Origin of the sequence: Stenotrophomonas sp. TWI809, assembly GCF_039673205.1 — a bacterium.
Lineage (GTDB): Bacteria > Pseudomonadota > Gammaproteobacteria > Xanthomonadales > Xanthomonadaceae > Stenotrophomonas.
Map to the genome: position 1 here is coordinate 1 of NZ_JBDJLE010000032.1, position 21017 is coordinate 21017.

17 protein-coding genes are annotated in these 21017 nt (G+C 67.6%); 3 read left to right on the top strand and 14 right to left on the bottom strand.

The genetic code is table 11. The features are described from left to right. Positions 1–138: 138 nt before the first annotated feature. From ABE472_RS17395 to ABE472_RS17420, 6 genes are all read right to left on the bottom strand, one after another. Positions 139–495, bottom strand: coding sequence for a VOC family protein (locus ABE472_RS17395; RefSeq protein WP_313208812.1), 357 nt, complete (start codon positions 493–495; stop codon positions 139–141). A gap of 70 nt (positions 496–565) precedes the next feature. Then, positions 566–1348, bottom strand: coding sequence for a helix-turn-helix domain-containing protein (locus tag ABE472_RS17400; RefSeq protein ID WP_346466699.1), 783 nt, complete (start codon positions 1346–1348; stop codon positions 566–568). A 103-nt stretch (positions 1349–1451) separates the two neighbouring features. Continuing rightward, entirely contained in the window at positions 1452–2321 is an 870-nt protein-coding gene (locus ABE472_RS17405; protein ID WP_346466700.1) for an SPOR domain-containing protein, read from the bottom strand. Between the two features lie 18 nt (positions 2322–2339). Further along, complete coding sequence (gene argS / locus ABE472_RS17410) at positions 2340–4028, bottom strand: arginine--tRNA ligase (RefSeq protein ID WP_346466701.1); 1689 nt, start codon at positions 4026–4028, stop codon at positions 2340–2342. Positions 4029–4178: 150 nt separating this feature from the next. Beyond that, positions 4179–4877, bottom strand: a complete 699-nt coding sequence (radC, locus tag ABE472_RS17415) for a DNA repair protein RadC (protein WP_346466702.1) — start codon at positions 4875–4877, stop codon at positions 4179–4181. A 532-nt stretch (positions 4878–5409) separates the two neighbouring features. Next, the gene (locus ABE472_RS17420) at positions 5410–6558 is read right to left on the bottom strand and encodes a Fic family protein (protein WP_346466703.1); all 1149 of its coding nucleotides are present in this window, start codon (positions 6556–6558) and stop codon (positions 5410–5412) included. A gap of 276 nt (positions 6559–6834) precedes the next feature. Here ABE472_RS17420 and coaBC point away from each other — a divergent pair, with 276 nt between their 5' ends. From coaBC to ABE472_RS17435, 3 genes are read left to right on the top strand one after another with little or no spacing between them, the layout of a single operon-like run. After that, a complete protein-coding gene (gene coaBC, locus ABE472_RS17425) occupies positions 6835–8094 on the top strand; it encodes a bifunctional phosphopantothenoylcysteine decarboxylase/phosphopantothenate--cysteine ligase CoaBC (protein ID WP_313219933.1) in 1260 nt (419 codons plus the stop codon). Beyond that, positions 8091–8564, top strand: coding sequence for a dUTP diphosphatase (gene dut / locus ABE472_RS17430; protein WP_313208805.1), 474 nt, complete (start codon positions 8091–8093; stop codon positions 8562–8564). The genes coaBC and dut overlap by 4 nt, the downstream gene beginning before the upstream one ends. A 12-nt stretch (positions 8565–8576) precedes the next feature. Continuing rightward, the gene (locus ABE472_RS17435) at positions 8577–10925 is read left to right on the top strand and encodes a phosphomannomutase/phosphoglucomutase (RefSeq protein WP_313208804.1); all 2349 of its coding nucleotides are present in this window, start codon (positions 8577–8579) and stop codon (positions 10923–10925) included. A gap of 30 nt (positions 10926–10955) precedes the next feature. Here the strand turns inward: ABE472_RS17435 and ABE472_RS17440 are convergent, their stop codons facing one another. The 8 genes from ABE472_RS17440 to pyrE form a co-directional block, all read right to left on the bottom strand. Beyond that, positions 10956–11675 carry a response regulator transcription factor gene (locus tag ABE472_RS17440; protein ID WP_313208803.1) on the bottom strand — a complete coding sequence of 240 codons (720 nt, stop codon included), beginning with the start codon at positions 11673–11675 and terminating at the stop codon, positions 10956–10958. Beyond that, the gene (locus ABE472_RS17445) at positions 11656–14316 is read right to left on the bottom strand and encodes a sensor histidine kinase KdpD (protein ID WP_346466704.1); all 2661 of its coding nucleotides are present in this window, start codon (positions 14314–14316) and stop codon (positions 11656–11658) included. The genes ABE472_RS17440 and ABE472_RS17445 overlap by 20 nt, the downstream gene beginning before the upstream one ends. Positions 14317–14353: 37 nt before the next feature. After that, positions 14354–14998 (bottom strand): potassium-transporting ATPase subunit KdpC, encoded by a 645-nt coding sequence (kdpC, locus tag ABE472_RS17450; protein ID WP_346466705.1) that lies wholly within the window; start codon positions 14996–14998, stop codon positions 14354–14356. After that, a complete protein-coding gene (gene kdpB / locus ABE472_RS17455) occupies positions 14995–17046 on the bottom strand; it encodes a potassium-transporting ATPase subunit KdpB (RefSeq protein WP_346464604.1) in 2052 nt (683 codons plus the stop codon). The genes kdpC and kdpB overlap by 4 nt, the downstream gene beginning before the upstream one ends. Positions 17047–17057: 11 nt before the next feature. Then, the gene (gene kdpA / locus ABE472_RS17460; protein WP_346466706.1) at positions 17058–18776 is read right to left on the bottom strand and encodes a potassium-transporting ATPase subunit KdpA; all 1719 of its coding nucleotides are present in this window, start codon (positions 18774–18776) and stop codon (positions 17058–17060) included. A gap of 12 nt (positions 18777–18788) precedes the next feature. Further along, positions 18789–18881 carry a potassium-transporting ATPase subunit F gene (locus tag ABE472_RS17465; protein ID WP_019183961.1) on the bottom strand — a complete coding sequence of 31 codons (93 nt, stop codon included), beginning with the start codon at positions 18879–18881 and terminating at the stop codon, positions 18789–18791. Between the two features lie 613 nt (positions 18882–19494). Next, a complete protein-coding gene (locus ABE472_RS17470; protein ID WP_313208798.1) occupies positions 19495–20157 on the bottom strand; it encodes a hypothetical protein in 663 nt (220 codons plus the stop codon). 18 nt (positions 20158–20175) lie between these two features. Further along, entirely contained in the window at positions 20176–20835 is a 660-nt protein-coding gene (gene pyrE, locus ABE472_RS17475) for an orotate phosphoribosyltransferase (protein WP_046272987.1), read from the bottom strand. Positions 20836–21017: the final 182 nt, after the last annotated feature.

The following is a 21017-nucleotide window of genomic DNA, read 5'->3' on the forward strand; positions in this document are numbered from 1 at the left end:
GACCGTTGGTCGGCTGCACTTGGCGCATACCCACCGCTGACGGCAGCCGACCAACGGTCGGCTCTACCTGCATCCTGGCAGCCGACCAACGGTCGGCTCTACCTGCATCCTGGCAGCCGACCAACGGTCGGCTCTACCTCAGGCGGCCGTCCACACCGCCAGCTCATACCCATCCGGATCGCGGAAATGAAACCGACGGCCGCCCGGGAAATCAAACGCGGCCCGGCAGATTGCCGCGCCGGCCGCCTGCAGCCGCTGCTGCGTGGCGACCAGGTCATCGGCATACAGAATCACCAGGGGTCCGCCCGGTTGCACCGCTTCGCCGGTGGTGAACCCACCGGTCAGGCGTCCATCGCTGAACTCGGTGTAGGCCGGGCCGTAATCGGTGAACGTCCAGCCGAAGACCTCAGCGTAGAACGCCTTGCTGCGCGCGATGTCGGTGACATTGAATTCGATGTTGTCGATGCGGCGATCGTTGCCGTGTGCGGTGCTCATGGACGCTTCTCGTGGAAAGGAGCCCCAGCATCGCCACTGCGGCCGCGCCGGTCTTGAACAAAACGGCCAGTCAGCCACGCCACTGCGCGCACAACGCCGCCGCCCCGATCCCTGCCAGCGCCCGCACCTCGCGGCTCAGGTGCGACTGGTCGGCGTAGCCCACCTCCGCCGCCAACCCCGCCAGCCCCTCTCCCGGTCTCGCCCGGGCCAGCGTCAGGAACCGCTGCAGCCGCAGAATCCGCTCCAGCATCTTCGGTCCATAGCCGAACTGCTCATGGCACAACCGGCGCAGGCTGCGCGTGCTTATGTGCAGCCCCGAACCGATCGCGGCCAGATCATGACCACCGGCCCGCACCTGCCCGAACACCCGCGCCGCCACCGCGTGGCGGCTACCGGTAGAGCGGGGCAACCCAGCCAGCGCCTGCGCGAACAACCGCTGCCGCGCATCGCCATCGCCCACGTCATTCAACCGCGCCGCCAACTGCCGCGCCTGGGGTCCCAGCACCGCATCCAGCTCCACGGCGGTGCCCACCAGTTCGTCCAGCGGCACCCCCAGCCACGCCCGCGCCGCGCCGGGCTGGAAGCGCGCGCCCAACACCTGCGCGCCGGGCATCAACTGCGGGTGGGCGGCCACCACATCCGGGCCCACCGCATACAGCCGCCCCTCGCGCCACAGGATATCCACGCAGCCATCAGGCAGCACCGCAACCTCACCGCTATGGCCCACCGGCAGATCGCTGCGCCACAGCTGCCCGAAACAGCCCTGCAACGGAGCAGGTGCCGCCCATTCGCGGTAGCGACCGGTCGCACCGGCAACGCCGGGAAGGTCATCAGAATCGGGGCGGGAAGACATGCAGGGACGATAACCCGTCGAGCCGACCGTGGGTCGGCTGCTCTGGGCGATCAAAAAAAACGCCGGGCAATGCCCGGCGTTCCTGTATACGTTGCAGCGCGCCTTACTGCGCCTTGATCGCCATCGCCTGCAGCCCGGTCCCATCCAGCTTCTGCTTGGCTTCGGCCAGCTCGCCCGCGCTGCCATACGGCCCCATGCGCACGCGGTACACCGTCTTGCCGTTGATCTGGGCCGATTCCACGCGCGCGGCCAGGCCGATCATCGCCAGCTTGGCCTTGGTCGCCTCGGCGTCGCCGGAGGCACCAAACGCACCGGCCTGCAGGATGTAACGCACGTTGCCCGCGGCCGGCGCTGCGGTTGCAGCGCCGGCAGCCGGGGCGGTGGCGGCCGCTGCATCCGGCTTCGGCGCGGTGGCCACCGTGGCCGGTGCCGATGCCGCCGGTGCCGGGGTGGCGGCCGGACGTTCGTTCACCGGCGCTGGCAACGCAGCGGTACTGACCGGCGCAGGCGTGGTGGTCGCGGCGGTGCTGGTCGGCGCCGGTGCCGGCGGCAACGGACGGCCTTCCAGCGCCGCCTGCGCGCGCTGCGCATCGGCCTTGGCGCGGCGCTGATCTTCGGCGCGTGCGCTGGCGGCCAGCTCGGCATCGGACATTTCCACTTCCTTGCCGGGCAGCAGGGTGTAGAAGTCGTACTGCGTCGCCGCCGGCTTGGCCGGTTCGGCAGGCTTGGCGGCGCCGGGCTTGGGCAGCTCGGTGCCGACGTCCGTATCGGCGTCGCTCACCGGGGCCGGCTGGGCGTTCGGGTCCGGCTGCGGGCCGACCCGCAGGAAGCCATCACCGTCGTTCTTGAACAGGTTCGGTGCCGCCAGGAACACCACGGCCGCAATCGCGACACCCGCGACCAGCCACACCCATCCCGGGGTGCCCTGGTTGCTGTTGCGCCGTGCCTGGCTCTTGCCGCGTCGTGCTGCCATTTACTGCTTCTCCACTGCTTACATTTTTTCCGGGGCGGAAACGCCCAGGATGTTCAGACCATTGGCCAGGACCTGGCGCGCGGCGCAGGCCAGCGTCAGCTTGGCATTGCGTTCGCTTTCGTCGGCCACCAGTACCTGCGTGCCGTGATACCACGTGTGGAAGGCATGCGCCAATTCACGCAGGTACTGCGCGATCAGGTGCGGTTCCAGCGCCAGGCCGGCCGCTTCAACGACTTCCGGGAAGCGCGACATTTCCACCATCAGCCACAGCGACGCCTCATCGCCGAGCGAGGACAGCCCGGTCAGCCCTTCGGCCGGCGTGTAGCTCAGCTTCTTCTCCTGCGCCTGGCGCAGCAGGCTGCACACCCGCGCATGCGCGTACTGCACGTAGAACACCGGATTGTCGTTGCTCTGCTGGCGGGCCAGATCGATATCGAAGGTCAGCTGCGAATCGGGCTTGCGCGCGATCAGGAACCAGCGGGTGGCATCGCGGCCGGCCTCTTCGATCAGGTCGCGCAGGGTCAGGTAGCTGCCGGCACGCTTGGACAGCTTCACTTCCTCGCCGCCGCGCATCACCGTCACCATCTGGTGCAGCACGTATTCCGGCCAGCCCTTCGGGATGCCGACGTCCAGCGCCTGCAGGCCGGCACGCACGCGCGCCAGCGAACCGTGGTGGTCCGCGCCCAGCTCGGTGATCGCGCGCTCGTAGCCGCGCTGCCACTTGGAGAGGTGATAGGCCACATCCGGCAGGAAGTACGTGTAGGTGCCGTCGGACTTGCGCATCACGCGGTCCTTGTCGTCACCGAAGTCGGTCGAGCGCAGCCACAGCGCGCCGCCTTCCTCATACGTATGGCCGGCCGCGTTGAGCTGGGCGACGGTCTCTTCGACCTTGCCGTCCTTGTACAGCGAGCTTTCCAGGAAGTAGATGTCGAAGTCCACGCCGAACGCGGCCAGGTCCTGGTTCTGCTCGTTGCGCAGGTAGGCCACCGCGAAGCGACGGATCGCATCGAGATTGTCCGGGTCGCGCTCGCCGACCACCGAGTGGCCTTCCAGCTCCACCGTGGCGCCGGCCAGATAGGCCTTGGCCACATCCTCGATGTAATCGCCGCGGTAACCGGCTTCCGGCCAGCCGGCGTCGTCGGGCTTGAGGCCCTTCGCACGCGCCTGGGTGGACAGCGCCAGGTTCTCGATCTGTACGCCGGCGTCGTTGTAGTAGAACTCGCGCTTGGCGCTCCAACCGTTCACTTCCAGCAGGCGCGCCAGGCAGTCACCGATCGCCGCCGCGCGGCCGTGGCCGACATGCAGCGGACCGGTCGGGTTGGCCGACACGTATTCCACGCCCACGGTGCGGCCGTTGCCGCTCAGGTTGTGGCCGTAATCGGCGCCTTCCTTGAGCACGCCGGCCGCTTCGCGCTGGTAGGCGCTGGGGGCGAGGTGGAAATTGATGAAGCCCGGGCCGGCGATCTCGACGCGCAGCACATCATTGCTCTTGGGCAGGGCATCGAGCAGCGCCTGGGCCAGGGCGCGCGGGTTGCTGCGCGCCGGCTTGGCCAGCAGCATCGCGGCATTGGTGGCGAAATCGCCGTGCTCACGGGTCTTCGGGCGTTCGACCACGAATTCCGGGGTCAGGGTATCGGCCGGCAGAGTGCCGTTGGCGCGCAAGGCTTCGATGCCTTGGCTGATCAGGGCGCGGAGGAGATTTTTCACAAGGCCTGCTTTGGGACTGGAGCGGCGGAATCGGCAATTTTAGCCTAGATGGCGGGCCGATCCATTGAACGGGGTTGGGGCAGGGGGCTTGAGGGGTGTTGGGGGCGGTTTCAGGGCTTCGGACAGGGGTTTTGGGACTGACTGGGGCGTTCAGCCCCGAAAAGAGAGGGGGGGCTCGAGCCAGCCTCGTTCAGCCATGGAGACGGGGGTGCCTTCGCCTACTACTACGTGGTCCAGGAGGCGGATGCCGACTAGATCCAAGGCCTTCTGGAGGTGCTGGGTGATCTCGCGATCCGCGCGAGAGGGCTCCGCGCTGCCGGAGGGGTGGTTGTGGCTGACGATGACCGCTGCGGCGTTATGCAATAACGCCCGGCGAACCACCTCCCGCGGGTACACGGCGGCCGCGTCAATGGTGCCGGTGAAAAGCTCCTCATAGCCCAGTGTCCGGTTGCGGGTGTCCAGAAACAGGGCCGCAAATACCTCTTGAGGTCGGGAGCGCAGTCTTTGCTTGAAGTAACGCGCTGCAGAGCCGGGGTCGCGCATGCTGTCGCCTCGATCCAATTGCGCGCGGAGGTGACGGTTAGCGAGTTCGAGCGCCGCCACCAGTTTGCATGCTCGTGCAGGCCCCAGTGCCGGAAGCTTCATGAGCTTTGCGGCATCCATGTCCAATAACTTCCGCAGTGGACCATGAATCTTCATCAGCTGACTCGCGCTCTCCAGCACATGCTGGCCCTTGCGGCCGGTACCCATGAATAAGACCAGAAGCTCTACGTCAGATAAAGCAGCGGGTCCTTTTGCCAGCAACCTTTCGCGAGGGCGTTCATCTTTGGGCCAGTCTTTAATTGCCATATCAGCAATTGTCGGGACGCACGAGTGGAGGCGCCATCAGAAGCGATCGCGATAGCGCGTCAGAATCTGGAGGGATGGATGCAGGTGCTATCCCCGGATTTGAATATCAATCTCTGAAAGCCTTGGGATGTCTGCGTCGCATCGTGAGTAACACTTCATGGGCAATCTGCCTCATACAAGCCAGCTCAGGGCGTCCCTTTAGGGGTGAAACCATGTCATTGCCATGAAAAACCCAGCCCAGCGAGCGAAGCTGATTTCTGACGTCGGTAGGCGTGTTGGCCTCAGGGCACGGAGAGTGCGTGTGATGGTGTGACTGCCTGCATATCGGGGAGGTTCGCGCGTGGGATTCACGATGCCAGTCGAAAGGAGCAAAGTTCCACGGTCCGCAGGCATAAGGTTTTTACACTCTGATCTCCCATGTTTTGTTCGGAGCACCCGCACGCCGCGGGGAGTACATAGTAGGGCGCTCTCAGCGGGTCTTTACGTCAGCGGCAAGAATGTGGCACATCAAACTTGATCGATTGAACTCCAATCACTGCATCAACAGCCTTACATACCGCGCATACAAGAAGCTCTGGTTCCGCGCCCGGCCCGTCGTCTCCTCCAACACCCCAGCTACCTGCAATCCATTGATGGCCTTCGCCGCAGTTGGAGCACTCACCTCCAGCACCTGCGCCGCACGATCAATGTTGATTCTCGGCATGGTGGGAAGCAGCTCGAACAACCGAAGCGTCGCCAACGTACTGGTACCCAGTGCAAGCACACGCTTCCGATCCTCGGCGATGCATGCGGCAAGGGCAACGATGCTGCTTTGCGCCTCATCAGCAGCGGCCTCCACGGCCTCCAGAAAGAAGCTCACCCAGCCTTCCCAGTCACCGTCATTTCGAATGGCGGAAAGCCGGTCGTAGTACATCCGCTGGTGTCGTTTCAGGTAACCAGACACATACAGCAACGGCTCGGGCATCAACTTCCACTCTTCCAACAGCATGGCGATGAGCAGGCGGCCGATACGTCCGTTGCCGTCCAGGAAGGGATGGATGGTTTCGAATTGCGCATGCACCAACGCCACGCGCACCAGGGGCGGCAACGTGTGCTCTGGCTGGTGGATAAAGTGTTCCAGCGCGCTGAGCGCGGGCCCCACTTCCTGCGCGGGCGGTGGAACGAAGCTCGCATTGCCTGGTCGGCTTCCACCAATCCAGTTCTGTGTAGTACGCACGGCCCCCGGCTGCTTGGTGGCGCCACGCACGCCCGTCATCAGCACCCGGTGGGACTCGGTCAGCAGCCGCAGTGATACCGGCAGACCGGTAGCGCTACGCAGCTGCTCGCGCGCGTAGTTGAACGCCAGCAGGTAATTCGTAACTTCTTCCACATCCTGGGCATTGGTCACCGTCATACCGGCTTCCTCATCCAGCACGTCGGTCAGTGTGGCCTGGGTGCCTTCCAGCTGCGAGGTAAGCAAGGCCTCCTTGCGGATGGCGGCATAGATCAGCCAGTTGCTGGAGGCCACCAGCCCGGCCATACCGGACAAGCGCGTCAACGCTACTTCGGCGCGGGCGTTCTGCTCCACGTACGCGGTGGGGGAAAGCGCCGGATCTCCGGGCGGGAGGGCGTGAGGCACGAACGCGTGAACGTTCTCGCCACCAACGGCGGTTGTGGCACAGGTCCCAGTGATGCGCGGCATGACAAGGTTCCTTTGGATACGGTTTCAGCTGCGAAAGAAACCTTTCCCAGCCGCGAGCGTTATTAAAGCATCCTTTTTTAACGACTAAAACCACGGAGTCACCTTCCGTTGTCGGCACCCTTGCTCAGGCAGTTCCATCTCCTGGGCAGGCCAACAATCAAGGGTGGCACCCGTGCACCCTCATGACCAAAAACACCCCCCTCATGCCCCTGGGGCATGAGCCGCCCGCACCCCATCAGGTAAGCTAATCGCCTCGGTTCGACAGGAACACCCAAGGTGGCTGACTCCCCCCAGGCTTCTCCGGCGTCCGCGCGCCCGTTGGAAGGCCAGAAGCTGTTGTTGTGCGTTGGTGGCGGGATCGCTGCCTACAAGTCGCTGGAACTGGTGCGCCGCCTGCGCGATGCCGGGGCCCAGGTGCAGGTCGCGATGACTGCCGGGGCCCAGCAGTTCGTCACCCCGCTGAGCTTCCAGGCACTGTCCGGCCAGCCGACCCGCACCACCCTGTGGGACAGCGCGGCCGAGCAGGCCATGGGCCATATCGAGCTGGCCCGCTGGGCCGACCGCATCGTGGTCGCCCCGGCCACCGCCGATCTGCTCGCGCGCCTGGCCAACGGCCACGCCGATGATCTGGTCACCACCCTGTGCCTGGCCACGACCGCGCCGCTGACCGTGTGCCCGGCGATGAACCACCGCATGTGGCTGCACCCGGCCACCCAGGCCAACATCGCCCTGCTGCGCGAGCGTGGTGCCCAGGTGATCGGGCCGGAAGACGGTCCGCTGGCCGAAGGCGAGTCCGGCCCCGGTCGGCTCACCGAACCGAACGCGATCGTGGCCGCGCTGGCCCGGCTGCACGCGCCGGCCCCCGCCGAGCCACCGGCGAGCAGTGAACTGAAGGGGCTGCGCGTGCTGATCAGCGCCGGCCCCACCTATGAAGATATCGACCCGGTGCGCTACGTCGGCAACCGCAGCAGCGGCAAGATGGGCTACGCGCTGGCCGCCGCCGCCGCCCGCCTGGGCGCGCAGGTGGTGTTGGTCAGTGGCCCGGTCCAGCTGGCCACGCCTGCCGGTGTGCAGCGCGTTGATGTGCGCTCGGCCGCGCAGATGCGCGAAGCGGTGCTCGGTGCGTTGCCGGCCGACATCTATATCGGTGCGGCCGCGGTGTCCGATTACACCCCGCGCCAGGTCGCTCCGCAGAAACTCAAGAAGACCGCCGATACCCAGAGCCTGACCCTGGAGCTGGTGCGCACCCCGGACATCCTGGCCGAGGTGGCCACGCAGACCAACGCGCTCAAGCTGGTGGTCGGCTTCGCCGCCGAAACCCACGATGTGGAGAAGTACGCGCGCGGCAAGCTGGTCGACAAGCGCCTGGATCTGGTGATCGCCAACCAGGTCGGGATCAGCACCGGCGGTTTCGAAAGCGATGAAAACGCGGCCACGGCCTACTGGCAGGGCGGCGAACAGGTGTTCCCCGGCACCTCCAAGGCTGTGTTGGCCGAACAACTGTTGTCCCTGATTGCCCAGAGGTTGCACGCATGACCATCGATTCCACCCTGCAGCCGTTGCAGGTCAAGCTGCTCGATCCGCGTTTCGGCGACGAATGGCCGCTGCCGGCCTACGCCACCGAGCACAGCGCCGGCCTCGATCTGCGCGCGGCGCTGGAGACCGAACTCACCCTGCAGCCAGGCGACACCGCGCTGATCCCCAGTGGCATCGCCATCCATATCGCCGACCCGAACCTGGCCGCCGTGGTGCTGCCGCGCTCCGGCCTGGGCCACCGCCACGGCATCGTGCTGGGCAACGGCACCGGCCTGATCGATGCCGATTACCAGGGCCCGCTGCTGATCAGCGCCTGGAACCGCGGCCGCGAGCCGTTCACGCTGCAGCCCGGCGATCGCATCGCCCAGCTGGTGGTGCTGCCCATTGCACGCGTGGCGCTTCAGGTAGTGGATACTTTCACCGACAGCGCCAGGGGAACGGGTGGATTCGGCCATACCGGGGTGCGCTGACAGGGGAGCGTCATGAGCAAGGCGAAGGCGGAAGGACGGCCGCGGTTGACCACAGGGCGCTCGGTGCCGCTGTTGGCCGTGCTGCTGGTGCTGTTGGCGGTCTGGTTCGGGTGGAGCGGTGTGCGCCAATGGCGCCAGGCCGCCGTCGGCGCCGAGCTTGAACACTCCCGCGACCAGGTGGTCGGGGGGCTGCAGACGGCGCTGACCGGTCAGCTCGGCAAGCTGGGCAAGGTGCTCAAGACCGAGCGCGTTGCCAGCGCACTGGCCAGCGGCAACGCACAAGGTGCGGCCGTCGCCATCCGCGAAGGCTGGCCCGGCGTGGAAGACGTCCAGATCCTCACGGCCGATCTTGATGCGGCGTACGCCGATCCGAAGGCCTTCGGTTACTCGCGCCTGGCCCTGCTCGAGGCGGCCATCGCCGATGACACACCCGTCGGTCGCGTGGTGCGCGATGCCGGCGGCCAGCGCCTCGGCCTGGCCGCGGCGGTGGAGCTGGGCCCGCAGGGGGCGGCCGTGGTCTACGTGCGGCAGCCGCTGCTGCGGCTGACCGGCATATTCGACCAGGTCGCCGTGCCGGGCGCCGGCTATCTCGCCCTGCGCCAAGGCAATCACAACGTGATTGAACAGGGCAGCCGCGGGCTGTCCGGCGGCGCTGAAGCGCTGGCACGTCCGATCGGCACCAGTGGCCTGCGCCTGTCGGCCGCGGTGCCGGACATCGAACCGGGCCCGTTGGGCCTGGGGGCGATCTCCAGTGCGATCGTGGCCGTGTTGTTGCTGCTGATTGCCGTGCTGCTGGTGCTGGGCAAAGGCAAGGTGCCGTTGCCGCGTCGCCGGGGTGCCGCCGACAGTGGTGCCGACGCCGGTCCCACCTTGAGTGAAAGTCTCGCCCAGGTACCGCTCGCGGTGGCCGCCGTCGAGAGCGTTGATGAAACAGCAGCGGCCGCGCCGCCGCCGGCCGTGCCGGGCGAGACCGTCGCGGCCGGGATCTTCCGCGCCTACGACATCCGCGGCATCGTCGGCCGCGAGCTGACCCCCAAGGTCGCCGCCCTGATCGGCCAGGCGATCGGTTCGGTGCTGCAGGTCCAGGGCCTGCGCGACATCGTGGTGGGGCGCGATGGACGCCTCTCCGGCCCCGAGCTCACCGCCGGCCTGATCGAAGGCCTGCGCCGCGCCGGCTGCAACGTCACCGATATCGGCCTGGCGCCGACGCCGGTGGTGTACTTCGCCAGCTACCACCTGCGCGCCGGCAGCTGCGTGGCGGTGACCGGCAGCCACAACCCGCCGGACTACAACGGCTTCAAGATCGTGGTCGGCGGTGAAACGCTGTCCGGCGATGCGATCACCGAGCTGTACCACCGCATCCGCGATGGTCAGCTGCACGTGGCCCCCGAGCCGGGCAGTTTCCAGACCCGCGACGTCAATGCCGACTACATCCAGCGCATCGCCGATGACGTGCAGCTGGATCGCCCGCTCAAGGTGGTCGCCGACGCGGGCAATGGTGTGGCCGGCGAGCTTGCCCAGCCGCTGCTGGAAGCGATCGGTGCGGAGGTCATTCCGCTGTACTGCGATGTGGACGGCACCTTCCCGAACCACCATCCGGACCCGAGCGACCCGCGCAATCTGGAAGACCTGATCCAGACCGTGAAGCGCTTCGATGCGGATATCGGCCTGGCCTTTGATGGCGACGGCGACCGTCTCGGCGTGGTCACCCGCGAAGGCAGGATCATCTACGCCGATCGCCTGCTGATGCTGTTCGCCGCCGATGTGCTGATGCGCAACCCGGGCGCGCTGGTGATCTACGACGTGAAGTGCAGCGGCAAGCTCTCCGATTACGTGCTGCGCAACGGTGGCAGCCCGCTGATGTGGAAGACCGGCCATTCGCTGATGAAGGCGAAGATGCGCGAAACCGACGCCGAGCTGGCGGGCGAGATGAGCGGGCACTTCTTCTTCAAGGAACGCTGGTTCGGCTTCGACGATGGCCTGTACGCCGCCGCGCGCCTGCTGGAGATTCTGGCCCAGCGCGAAGAGAGCCCCTCGGAGGTGTTGGACGAACTGCCCGACAGCGTCTCCACCCCGGAGTTGAAGGTGCCGGTGGACGCGGGCACCCCGCACGCGCTGGTGTCGCTGTTCGTGTCCTCGGTGCAGGTGGAGGACTCGCCGTTCGCCGGCGCGCGCCTGTCCACCATCGACGGCCTGCGTGCCGATTTCCCCGATGGCTGGGGCCTGGTGCGCGCGTCCAACACGACCCCGGTGCTGGTGCTGCGTTTCGAGGCCGATGACGAGGCGGCGCTGGAGCGCATCAAGGCCCTGTTCCGCGCGCAGCTGCAACCGCTGCTGCCGGGTGTGGACCTGGGCTTCTGACTGGCATGGGTACCGACCAACGGTCGGTACCTAGCCCTTGAACCGCAGCCCCACGCCGGGCTCGGTGAACAGATAGCGCGAATCCAGCGCCGAATCGCCCAGCTTGTGGCGCAGCTTGCCAACCAGAATCCGCAGGTAATGCGTGTCGTGCTGGTGCGTCGGCCCCCAGATGTCCTGCAGGATCTGCGGCTGGGTCACGACCCGCCCGGCATTGCGCAGCAGCAGTGACAACAACGCGTACTCCTTGCGTGTCAGTGCCACCGGCGCACCCTCCAGATGTACTTCGCGCCGCACCAGGTCGATATGCAGGTGCCCATCATCGAACTGGGGCAGCACGCCCTCGCTGGAGACCGTGCGCGAGCGCAGCAGGGCACGCACGCGCGCCATCAGCTCCTGCGTGCCGAACGGCTTGGTCACGTAGTCGTTGGCGCCGGCATCCAGCGCCCGCACCTTCTCGGTCTCGCTGGCGCGCACGGTCAGCATGATCACCGGCACCTGGCTCCACTGACGCAGCTCGCCCAGCACGTCATGGCCTTCCATGTCGGGCAGGCCGATATCCAGGATCACCAGGTCCGCCCCTTCGCCGACCAGCGCTTCCAGCCCGGCCTGGCCGGTGGCGGCCTGGGACACGCGGTAGCCCTGCGCGCGCAGGCTGATCTCCAGGAAGCGCCGGATCTGCGCTTCATCGTCGATCACCAGCACACGCGCCGGGGGCACGCCGTGGGAAGCCTCAGGAATCATCGGTGTCATCGGCAGGGTGGGGCTGCAGCAAGGGCAGGGTGATGCGGATCAGGGTACCGCGTCCGTCGCGGCCCGGCAGCGCCTGCACGCTGCCGCCATGCGCCCCGATCATGCCCTGGCAGATGGTCAGGCCCAGGCCGGTGCCATGCCGGCCGCGGTCGCCGCGCTCCACGCTGTAGAACATGTCGAAGATGCGCGCCCGCTCGTCGTCGGGAATACCGGGGCCGGCATCGAGCACGTCGATGCGCAATTCGCCCTCGATCAGCCGCGCCTGCACCTCCACCGCCGCACCGGGTGGGGAGAACTTGGCCGCGTTCTCCATCACGTTGAACACCGCCTGCTCGACCAGCGCCGGATGCACCCAGATCGGCGCCAGTTCAGCGGGAATATCCAGCTTGAGCAGCACGTCGGGCTGATAGCGCTGCAGGCGGCGCGCGGCCGAACCGACCAGCTCATCCACGCCGATCCAGTCGCGGTTGATCTGCAGGCCGTCATGGCCGAGCCGGGTCATGTCCAGCAGGTTCTGGATGTAGCGGTCCAGGCGCTCGCCTTCGACCAGGATGGTATCCAGCAGGGCGCGCCGGTCACTGGCATCCATCGCATCGGCGTAGCTGGAGAGGCTGTCGGCCGAGCCGATCATCGCCGCCAGCGGCGAGCGCAGGTCATGCGACACCGAGGACAGCAACGCCGAGCGCAGCCGCTCGGTCTCGTTGCTCACGTGCGCCTTCTCCAGATCGGCCACCAGCTGGGTGCGCAGCGCAGCCTGCGCGATATCGTCCACCATCGCCTCGGCCAGCTGGCGCTGCTCGGGCGTGAGCCGCGGCGCCTCGCGCGGGAAGCGCATGCCGGCCACGCCGATCGCCCGGTCGTCGCCGTCCAGCAGCGGCAGGAACCACCAGCCGGCACCGGCCAGCGTATCGGTGAAGCGCCCGCTGGGCTGGCCGTGCCGGTGCGCCCAGTCGGCCGCGGCCAGATCCGTATCACCTGGCGCGGCGCTGCCACTGGCGCTGGTGTACTGCCCGATGCGCAGCCACGCCGGGGCATCCATCGCCTGCTCCAGCGCTTCGCGGCCGGCCTGCGCGACCTGCTCGTTGCTGGGCGCACTGGCCAGCTGCCGGCCCAGTGCCTGGCGCGCATGCGCGTGCCGGTTGGCGGCGCGCAATGCGACCACCTGCATGCGCAGGCGCGAGGCCAACCGCCCTGCCACCAAGGCGGCGGCAAGGAACAGGAAGACCGTGATCACGCCCTGCCGCGCGCTGATCGCGAAGGTGAAGCGCGGCGCGATGAAGAAGAAGTTGTAGGCGAGGAAACACAGCGCGGCGGCGATCACCGCCGCACTGGTGCGGCTGCGCGCAGCGACCATCACTACCGCCACGATGAAGACCATCGACAGGTCGTACAGCCCGATCCAGCGTTCGGCGACCAGCGCCACCAGGCAGGCGGCCGCAGTGGCCCCCACTGCCAGCAGCGCATCCTTGCCGGCGCTGCGGCTGGGTATCGACAGCCCGGACCGGCGTGCCCGCGCACGTGCCTGTGGTGTACCGATGATGGTGATCTCGAAATGCGCGCCGCGTCGGATCAGCTGCTGGGTCAGCGTGCGGTTGAGCATGCGTGCCAGCGGCCGCTCGCGTGTGCGGCCCAGCACCAGCGTGGAGACACCGTTGTGTGCGGCATGGTCCAGCAGCGCATCGGCGATGCTGGAGCCATGCAGCAGCTCCGCTTCACCCCCGAGGCGGCGGGCCAGGGCGAAGGCGGCATCGATCTCGCGCCGGGTCTGCTCGTCGTGCGCGCGCGCCTGCACCGTCACCACCGTCCACGGCGCATCGCGCCGCTCGGCGATGCGCCGGCCGACCCGCACCAGGTACTCGCTCTGGCCGCCGCCATCGATCGCCACCAGCACCCGCCGGCGCAGCGGCAGGTTGCCTTCGCCGCGCGCGGCACGGGTTTCGCGCAGGCTGCTGTCCACGCGATCGGCGGCCTCCTGCATGGCCAGCTCGCGCAGCGCGGTCAGGTTGGCCGGCGAGAAGAACGCCTGCAACGCCTGCGCCGCCTGCTCCGGCACGTAGACCTTGCCCTGCTGCAGCCGCTCGATCAGTTCGCGCGGCGGCAGGTCCACCAGCACGATGTCGTGCAGGCGGTCGAGCACCGCATCGGGCACGGTCTCGCTGACCCGCACCCCGGTGATCCGCATGACCACGTCGTTGAGGCTTTCCAGATGCTGGATGTTGACCGTCGTCCACACGTCGATGCCGGCATCCAGCAGCTCCATCACGTCCTGCCAGCGCCGCTCGTGGCGACTGCCGGGCACGTTGCGATGCGCCAGTTCGTCCACCAGCACCAGCGCCGGGCGACGTGCCAGCACCGCGTCCAGGTCCATCTCCTCCAGTGCGTGCTGTTGATACTCGCGCTGCAGCAACGGCACCTGCGGCAGGCCCGCCAGCAGCGCCGAGGTCTCGGCGCGACCGTGGGTTTCCACCAGCCCGATCACCACATCCACGCCGCGGCGCAGCTGCTCATGCGCGCGGGTGAGCATGCTGAAGGTCTTGCCCACGCCCGGCGCCGCACCCAGGAACACGGTGAGTTTGCCGCCGGCTTCGCGCTGCAGGGTGTCGACCAGGGCGTCGGCCTGGCGGGTACGGGAGTCGCTCATGGGCGGGGATTGTGCGCCGGTTCGCGCGATCCCGGCATCACGGTCGCGCCTTGAGATCATCCAGCGCCAGGTTCAACGTCATCACGTTGACCCGCGGCTGGCCGAACACGCCCCATTGCGGGCCCCGGGTATTGGCCTGCACCAACGCGGCGACGCGCTCTACCGGCAGGCTACGGCTGCGTGCCACCCGGGCAATCTGCACCTGCGCGGCGGCCGGGGAGATCTCCGGGTCCATGCCGGCGCCGGACTGGGTCACCAGATCGCCGGGAACCTGGACGGCAGGCACGCCTTCGCGTGCGGCCACCGCAGTGATCGCCGCCTGCACCCGTTGCTGCAGCGCCGGGTTGCTGCGCGCCATGTTGCTGCCGGCGGCGGCCATCGGATCGTAGTTGGCCGCCGACGGCCGCGCCTGGAAGTAGCCGTCGCCCACGAACGGTTGGGCGATCAACTGCGAACCGCGTACCTGTCCATCCCGGATCAGCAGGCTGCCATCGGCCTGCGCCGGAAACAGCAGCCGACTTACGCTGGTGGTGGCCATCGCGTAGGCCAGGCCGAGCAGCAGCAGGCTGCTTATGCCGAGCACGAGGGCCGGGCGCCAGGCGCTGTCCTGCTGCAGCTGGGTAGGGGCAGCAGCGCGGCTGCGCGCGGAACGGGGAACGGACGTAGCAAGCGAGCGGTTCATGCGCCGAATACCGAGACAAGGAAGAGGTCGATCACTTTGATGGCCGCAAACGGCAGCAGCACGCCGCCCAGGCCGTACACCAGCATGTTCCGGCGCAGCAGCGCCGTGGCGGTGGCCGGGCGGAAGCGCACTCCACGCAACGCCAGCGGAATCAGCGCCGGGATCACCAGGGCGTTGAAGATCAGTGCCGCCAGCACTGCATTGCGCGGGCTGGACAGGTGCATCACGTTCAACGCCGCCATCGCCGGCAGCGTCGAGGCGAACAGCGCCGGCAGGATCGCGAAATACTTGGAGACATCGTTGGCCAGCGAGAAGGTGGTCAGCGCACCGCGCGTGATCAGCTGCTGCTTGCCCACTTCAACGACCGCCAGCAGCTTGGCCGGATCCGAATCCAGGTCGACCATGTTGCCGGCCTCCTTGGCCGCCTGCGTACCGGAGTTCATCGCCAGCCCGATGTCGGCCTGGGCCAGTGCCGGTGCATCGTTGGTGCCGTCGCCGACCATCGCCACCAGCCGCCCACCGGCCTGCTCGGCCCGAATGCGGGCCAGCTTGTCTTCGGGGCGGGCCTCGGCGATGTAATCGTCCACGCCGGCCTCGGCCGCGATCGCCGCAGCGGTGAGCGGGTTGTCGCCGGTGATCATCACCGTGCGGATGCCCATCGCGCGCAGCTGCGCGAACTTCTCGCGCATGCCGTGCTTGACCACGTCCGACAGCTCGATCACGCCCAGCACATGGCGGCCTTCGCACACCACCAGCGGTGTCGCACCGTTGCGTGCCACCTGTTCCACGCGTCCGGTCAGCTCCGACGGCACCGTGCCGCCCAGCGCACGCACATACGCGGTGATCGCATCGGAGGCGCCCTTGCGGATGCGGCGGCCGCCGTCCAGATCGACGCCGGACATGCGGGTCTGCGCACTGAAGGCCAGATAGTCCGCATGGTCCGGCTCGGCCGTCGTGCAGCCCTGCTCACGCGCCAGCCGCACCACCGACTTGCCTTCCGGGGTCGGGTCGGCCAGCGAGGAGAGCAGCGCCGCCTCGCGCAGCTGGCTGGCGTCGATACCGGCAAGGGCATGGAAATGCGTGGCCTGGCGGTCGCCGTAGGTGATGGTGCCGGTCTTGTCGAGCAGCAGCACGTCCACATCGCCAGCCACTTCCACCGCCTTGCCGGACTTGGCCAGCACGTTGGCGGCCAGCGCACGGTTCATGCCGGCGATGCCGATGGCCGGCAGCAGGCCGCCGATGGTGGTCGGGATCAAACACACCAGCAGCGCGATCAGCAGCAGCGGATCGACCTGTACGCCCACGAAGGCGCCGATCGCCGGCAGCGTCGCCACCACCACCAGGAAGGTCAGCGTCATCGCCGCCAGCAGCAGGGTCAGGGCAACCTCGTTCGGGGTCTTCTGGCGGTTCGCGCCTTCCACCAGCGCGATCATCCGGTCCAGGAAGCTGTGGCCCGGCTCGGCGGTGATGCGCACGATGATCTGGTCGGAAAGCACCTTGGTGCCGCCGATCACACCACTGCGGTCGGTACCGGCCTCGCGCAGCACGGGCGCCGATTCACCGGTTACCGCCGCTTCGTTGATCGTGGCCAGGCCCTGCACGATCTCGCCATCGGCCGGGATCAACTCGCCGGCACTGACAATCACGTGATCGCCCGGGCGCAGTTCGGCCGCCGGGACCTGGGTTTCACTGGCCCCGGCATGCGCGGCGGCCAGCCGGCGCGCGGTGAGGTCCTGGCGGGCACGCCGCAGCGAGGCCGCCTGGCCGCGGCCACGCGCTTCGGCGACAGCCTCGGCGAAGTTGCCGAACAGCACGGTCAGCAGCAGGATCGCGGTGACCGCCAGGCCGAAGCCCAGCGGCGCATTGCCGCTCAGCGTCACCAGTGCGCTGACCACCGTGCCGACCATCACCACGGCCATGACCGGGCTGTGCAGCAGGTGCCGCGGCGAGAGCTTGATCACGGCATCGCGCAGGGCGCGGCGCCAGCCGGCGCCGTCCAGCAGGCGCTGGCGGCGGTGGGAAGAAACGTTCAACGGGTACGTACTCATGGGAGGCGGTCTCAGTGCAGCGTCAGCGACAGGTGGTCGGCCACCGGGCCAAGGACCAGCGCCGGCATGAACTGCAATACGGTGAGGATGACGATCAGCGCGATCAGGGTCAGCGCGAAGGTCGGGGTTTCAATCTGCAGCGTGCCGGCCGATTCCGGCGCCCGCCGCTTGGCCGCCAGCTGCGCGGCCACGATCAACGGGATCACCAGCACGGGGTAGCGACCCAGCAACAGCACCAGGGTGCAGCTCAGGTTCCACCACACCGTGGCATCGCCGAGGCCCTCAAAGCCCGAGCCGTTGTTGGCGAACGCCGAGGTGTACTCGTAGAACACCTGGCTGATGCCGTGGAAGCCGGGGTTGGAGGTGCCGGTGATCGACGGGATCGCCAGGGTCAGCGCGGTGAAGCCCAGGATGGTGATCGGCTGCAGCAGCACCAGCAGCGCAAGCAGGCGCACCTGCGGCGTTTCCAGCTTGCGGCCGAACAGTTCCGGGGTGCGGCCGGTCATCAGCCCGGCCAGGAACACGCCCAGCAGCAGGTAGACGATGAACTGCTGCAGGCCGCAGCCGATGCCACCCCAGATCGCATTGACCAGCATATTGACCATCGGTACAGCCCCGGCCAGCGGGCTGAGCGAGTCATGCATGCCGTTGACCGAACCATTGGATACCTGCGTGGTGATCGCGGCCCACAGCCCCGTGCCATCGGCACCGAAGCGCACTTCCTTGCCCTCCATCAGCAGCGGGCTGGCCGTCGTGGCCGAGTGACCTTCCAGCCACACGGTGGCGGCGATCGACACGCTGGACATCGCCAGCATGCAGCCGAACACCAGCCCGGCCAGGCGCCTGCGTCCGGTGAACGCGCCGAGCATGAAGATCACCGCGATCGGGATCAGCAGGATGCCGATCAGTTCCAGCGCATTGGACAGCGGGGTCGGGTTCTCCAGCGGCATCGCGCTGTTGGGGCCGTACCAGCCACCGCCATTGGTGCCCAGCTGTTTGGCCGCGACCATCGCCGCGACCGGGCCGAGCGGAATCTTCTGCGTGTCCACGCCGGCCGCGGCATCGATCGGCGTGGCCTGCGGACCACCAGCGAACGTGGCGGGCACGCCCTGGCTGGTCAGCAGCACCGCCCACAACAGGCACAGCGGCAGCATGAAGCGCACGCACGCGCGCACCACATCGGCGTAGTAGTTGCCCACATCGACACGGCGGTCCGCACTGAGCAGCGCGGCCTGGTCAGCCGGCACGTCCTCAGGGCGCGCACTGAACAGTGCACGCAGGGTGGCCACCACCAGCGCCAGGCCCATCATCGGCGTCACCACCTGCAGCCCGGTGATCGCGGTCATCTGCGCGAAGTAGGACAGCTGCGCCTGGCCGGAATAGTGCTGCTGGTTGGTGTTGGTCAGGAACGACACCATCGTGTGCAGCGCGGTATCCCAGCGCATGTTGGGAATCTGGTCGGGATTGAACGGCAGCCAGGCCTGGGTCATGAAGACGGCCTGCACCAGCACCGCGATCACCACGTTGCTGAGCAGGAAGGCACCCACGTAGCCACGCCAGGACATGCCGCGCGCCGGGTTCACCCCGAGCAGCCGGTACAGCGGTTTTTCAATCCACCCGAACAGCGCGTCCCCGCGCATCGGGCCACCGCGCATCACCCGGGCCAGGTACAGCCCCAACGGAAAGGCCAGCACGATGCTGGCCAGCAGGATCAACAGGATCTCGGTCATGGTCGGCTCCGGTCAGAAGGTTTCGGGCCGAAGCACGACGTACAACAGATAGGCGGCGGCAACGAGCACCAGCACGCCGCACAGCAGGGAAAGCCAGGCAGACATGGTCGTGACCTCAAACGCGGGAAAGGGAGCGCGCGGTGCACGGGGCACCGGCGGGAACGACAGGCAGATACAGGCGCATGGGACGTCCAGGTGGAACCACTCCACGTCAAGCGCTCATGGTCTGCCTGCCCGGCATAAACGCTCCACGCCCGAAACCGGCGACTCCCGTAAAAAGTGCATAAAAAGGTGCGTCTTTGGTGCGAACGTTACGCCCCGCAGCGACCGGCAGGCCCCTCGGCAAATGTCCCCCGGCCGCCGCCTGCCGGCGACGGCCTCCTCCTTGATTTTGCCCAGGGGCCTACCCACCGCTACGGGGCTCGCATGTGGTGCGCGTGCTGCAACCCAGGGCTTTCAGTGCGGCGCCAGTGGTCTGGATACGCGGGTCGCGATGCCCTTGTGGGCGAAATCAAGGAGGAGGGGACGGCCACAGGCCGGCGCCGGGGGACATTCGCCGGCAAGGGCATCGCGGCCCGCCGCCCGACCAACCCACCGCCCCCGCGTCCGCGTCCGCAACAGTTCACAGCAAGCTTCATGCCCGCGATGCGGAGCGTAGAAAAACCAAAAAGGCGACCCAAAAGGCCGCCTTCGTTTCAACGCAATCGCACATCCACCCTTACCCGCGCGGATCGCTCCCCACACCCTTCAGCAACCGATAACGCTGCAGCGTGCTCTCGATCTCCACATCCAGCGCCTGGCGCTGCTGCTCGAACGACGCCTGCATGCGCCGCTGCGCCACCAGCTCGGCATGCCGCTCACGGATGCGCTCGGCCTGCTTGTCCGGCACCGGCTGCCCATCCAGCTCGCGGTTGCCCGCGCTGGCCAGCAGCGTGACCAGCGCATCACGCACGCTGGCCACGTTATAACTGGCGGTGTGGATGTTGTTGTCCAGGATCCCGCTGCGCTCGGCGAACACCCGGCGCAGGTCGTCCTCGTTCTCGTACGTGGCCAGCATGGCCTGCTCGGTGCGCTGGCGGGTCTGCTCGGCCGCCAGGTCCAGGCGCTGCTGCGCGGCCTGCGCAGCAGCGTCGGCGCGTTCCTCGTCGGTCAACGCGCGCTGCACTTGCCCACTGCGCATGCCGCTGCGCAGGTTGAACTCCTCGCGCGCGCTGTTCACCGCCTCCTGGGGCAGGGCATCACTGCAGATCCGCTCGCTGCCCTTGTTCCAGCAGTACAGCTTCTTCGGCGTCGCATCGGCCGTGCGCTTCTGCGCCTGGGCAGGCAACAGCGGCACGGCCAGCAACAGGCCGACAACGGTGAACGTGGCAAACCTGGACATGGTGAAAGCCCCCTGCTCTCAACGCGTAGGACGGCTGCCGTAGCGGGAACGATAGTCCTCCAGCGGCTGCCGGTAGCCGACAAGTTCCGGATTTCCGGAGGCAAAATCAAGCAGGTCGGCCAGCGTGGCCACGGCGACCACCGGAATGCCGGCTTCTTCGGCCACGGCCTGCGCGGCCGAACGGCGGTCGGTTTCCGAGGCGATCTCCTGGCGGTCCAGTGCGACCACGATGCCGGCCGGGGTGCCACCGGCGCCCTTGATGATCGCCAGCGCTTCGCGGATCGCGGTGCCGGCGGTGATCACGTCATCCACGATCAGCACGCGCTTGCCATTCATGTCGGCGCCGATCAGGTTGCCGCCTTCGCCGTGGTCCTTGGCTTCCTTGCGGTTGAACGACAGCGGCAGGTCGCGGCCGCGCTGGGCGAATTCACAGGCGGTCGCGGTGGCCAGCGGAATGCCCTTGTAGGCGGGGCCGAACACGACGTCGAACTTCAGCCCGGTCGCTTCCACGGCATCGGCGTAGCAGGCCGCCAGCTGGGACATGCGCGCGCCGGAATCAAACCGGCCGGCATTGAAGAAATAGGGGCTCAGACGGCCGGACTTCAGGGTGAACTGGCCGAAACGCAGGGCATCGGCGGTCAGGGCCAGTTGCAGGAAACGGTGGCGATGGTCGCTCATCAAGACTCAATTCAATTCATTTGGAGCGCAAATCCTAATGCATGCCCGCACTTTTCCGCTCGCCGGCCCCTGCGGCCCGGTGTCGCATGGGGCGGTGCGACAACCTGCAAAGGCCCCGGCGCGCGGTAATCGCGTCCGTTTCCAGCCAGCCCCTGCAAGGGCCGAAACGGTATGCTCTTGCG

Bases quoted from the DNA above. Each gene is read 5' to 3' on its own strand.
- ABE472_RS17395 (WP_313208812.1), bottom strand. From the start codon at position 495: ATGAGCACCGCACACGGCAACGATCGCCGCATCGACAACATCGAATTC.
- pyrE (WP_046272987.1), bottom strand. From the start codon at position 20,835: ATGAGCGACCATCGCCACCGTTTCCTGCAACTGGCCCTGACCGCCGAT.
- ABE472_RS17435 (WP_313208804.1), top strand. From the start codon at position 8,577: ATGAGCAAGGCGAAGGCGGAAGGACGGCCGCGGTTGACCACAGGGCGC.
- kdpC (WP_346466705.1), bottom strand. From the start codon at position 14,998: ATGAACCGCTCGCTTGCTACGTCCGTTCCCCGTTCCGCGCGCAGCCGC.
- ABE472_RS17420 (WP_346466703.1), bottom strand. From the start codon at position 6,558: ATGCCGCGCATCACTGGGACCTGTGCCACAACCGCCGTTGGTGGCGAG.
- kdpB (WP_346464604.1), bottom strand. From the start codon at position 17,046: ATGAGTACGTACCCGTTGAACGTTTCTTCCCACCGCCGCCAGCGCCTG.
- ABE472_RS17445 (WP_346466704.1), bottom strand. From the start codon at position 14,316: ATGAGCGACTCCCGTACCCGCCAGGCCGACGCCCTGGTCGACACCCTG.
- ABE472_RS17440 (WP_313208803.1), bottom strand. From the start codon at position 11,675: ATGACACCGATGATTCCTGAGGCTTCCCACGGCGTGCCCCCGGCGCGT.
- radC (WP_346466702.1), bottom strand. From the start codon at position 4,877: ATGGCAATTAAAGACTGGCCCAAAGATGAACGCCCTCGCGAAAGGTTG.
- dut (WP_313208805.1), top strand. From the start codon at position 8,091: ATGACCATCGATTCCACCCTGCAGCCGTTGCAGGTCAAGCTGCTCGAT.
- ABE472_RS17470 (WP_313208798.1), bottom strand. From the start codon at position 20,157: ATGTCCAGGTTTGCCACGTTCACCGTTGTCGGCCTGTTGCTGGCCGTG.
- ABE472_RS17465 (WP_019183961.1), bottom strand. From the start codon at position 18,881: ATGTCTGCCTGGCTTTCCCTGCTGTGCGGCGTGCTGGTGCTCGTTGCC.
- ABE472_RS17405 (WP_346466700.1), bottom strand. From the start codon at position 2,321: ATGGCAGCACGACGCGGCAAGAGCCAGGCACGGCGCAACAGCAACCAG.
- kdpA (WP_346466706.1), bottom strand. From the start codon at position 18,776: ATGACCGAGATCCTGTTGATCCTGCTGGCCAGCATCGTGCTGGCCTTT.
- ABE472_RS17400 (WP_346466699.1), bottom strand. From the start codon at position 1,348: ATGTCTTCCCGCCCCGATTCTGATGACCTTCCCGGCGTTGCCGGTGCG.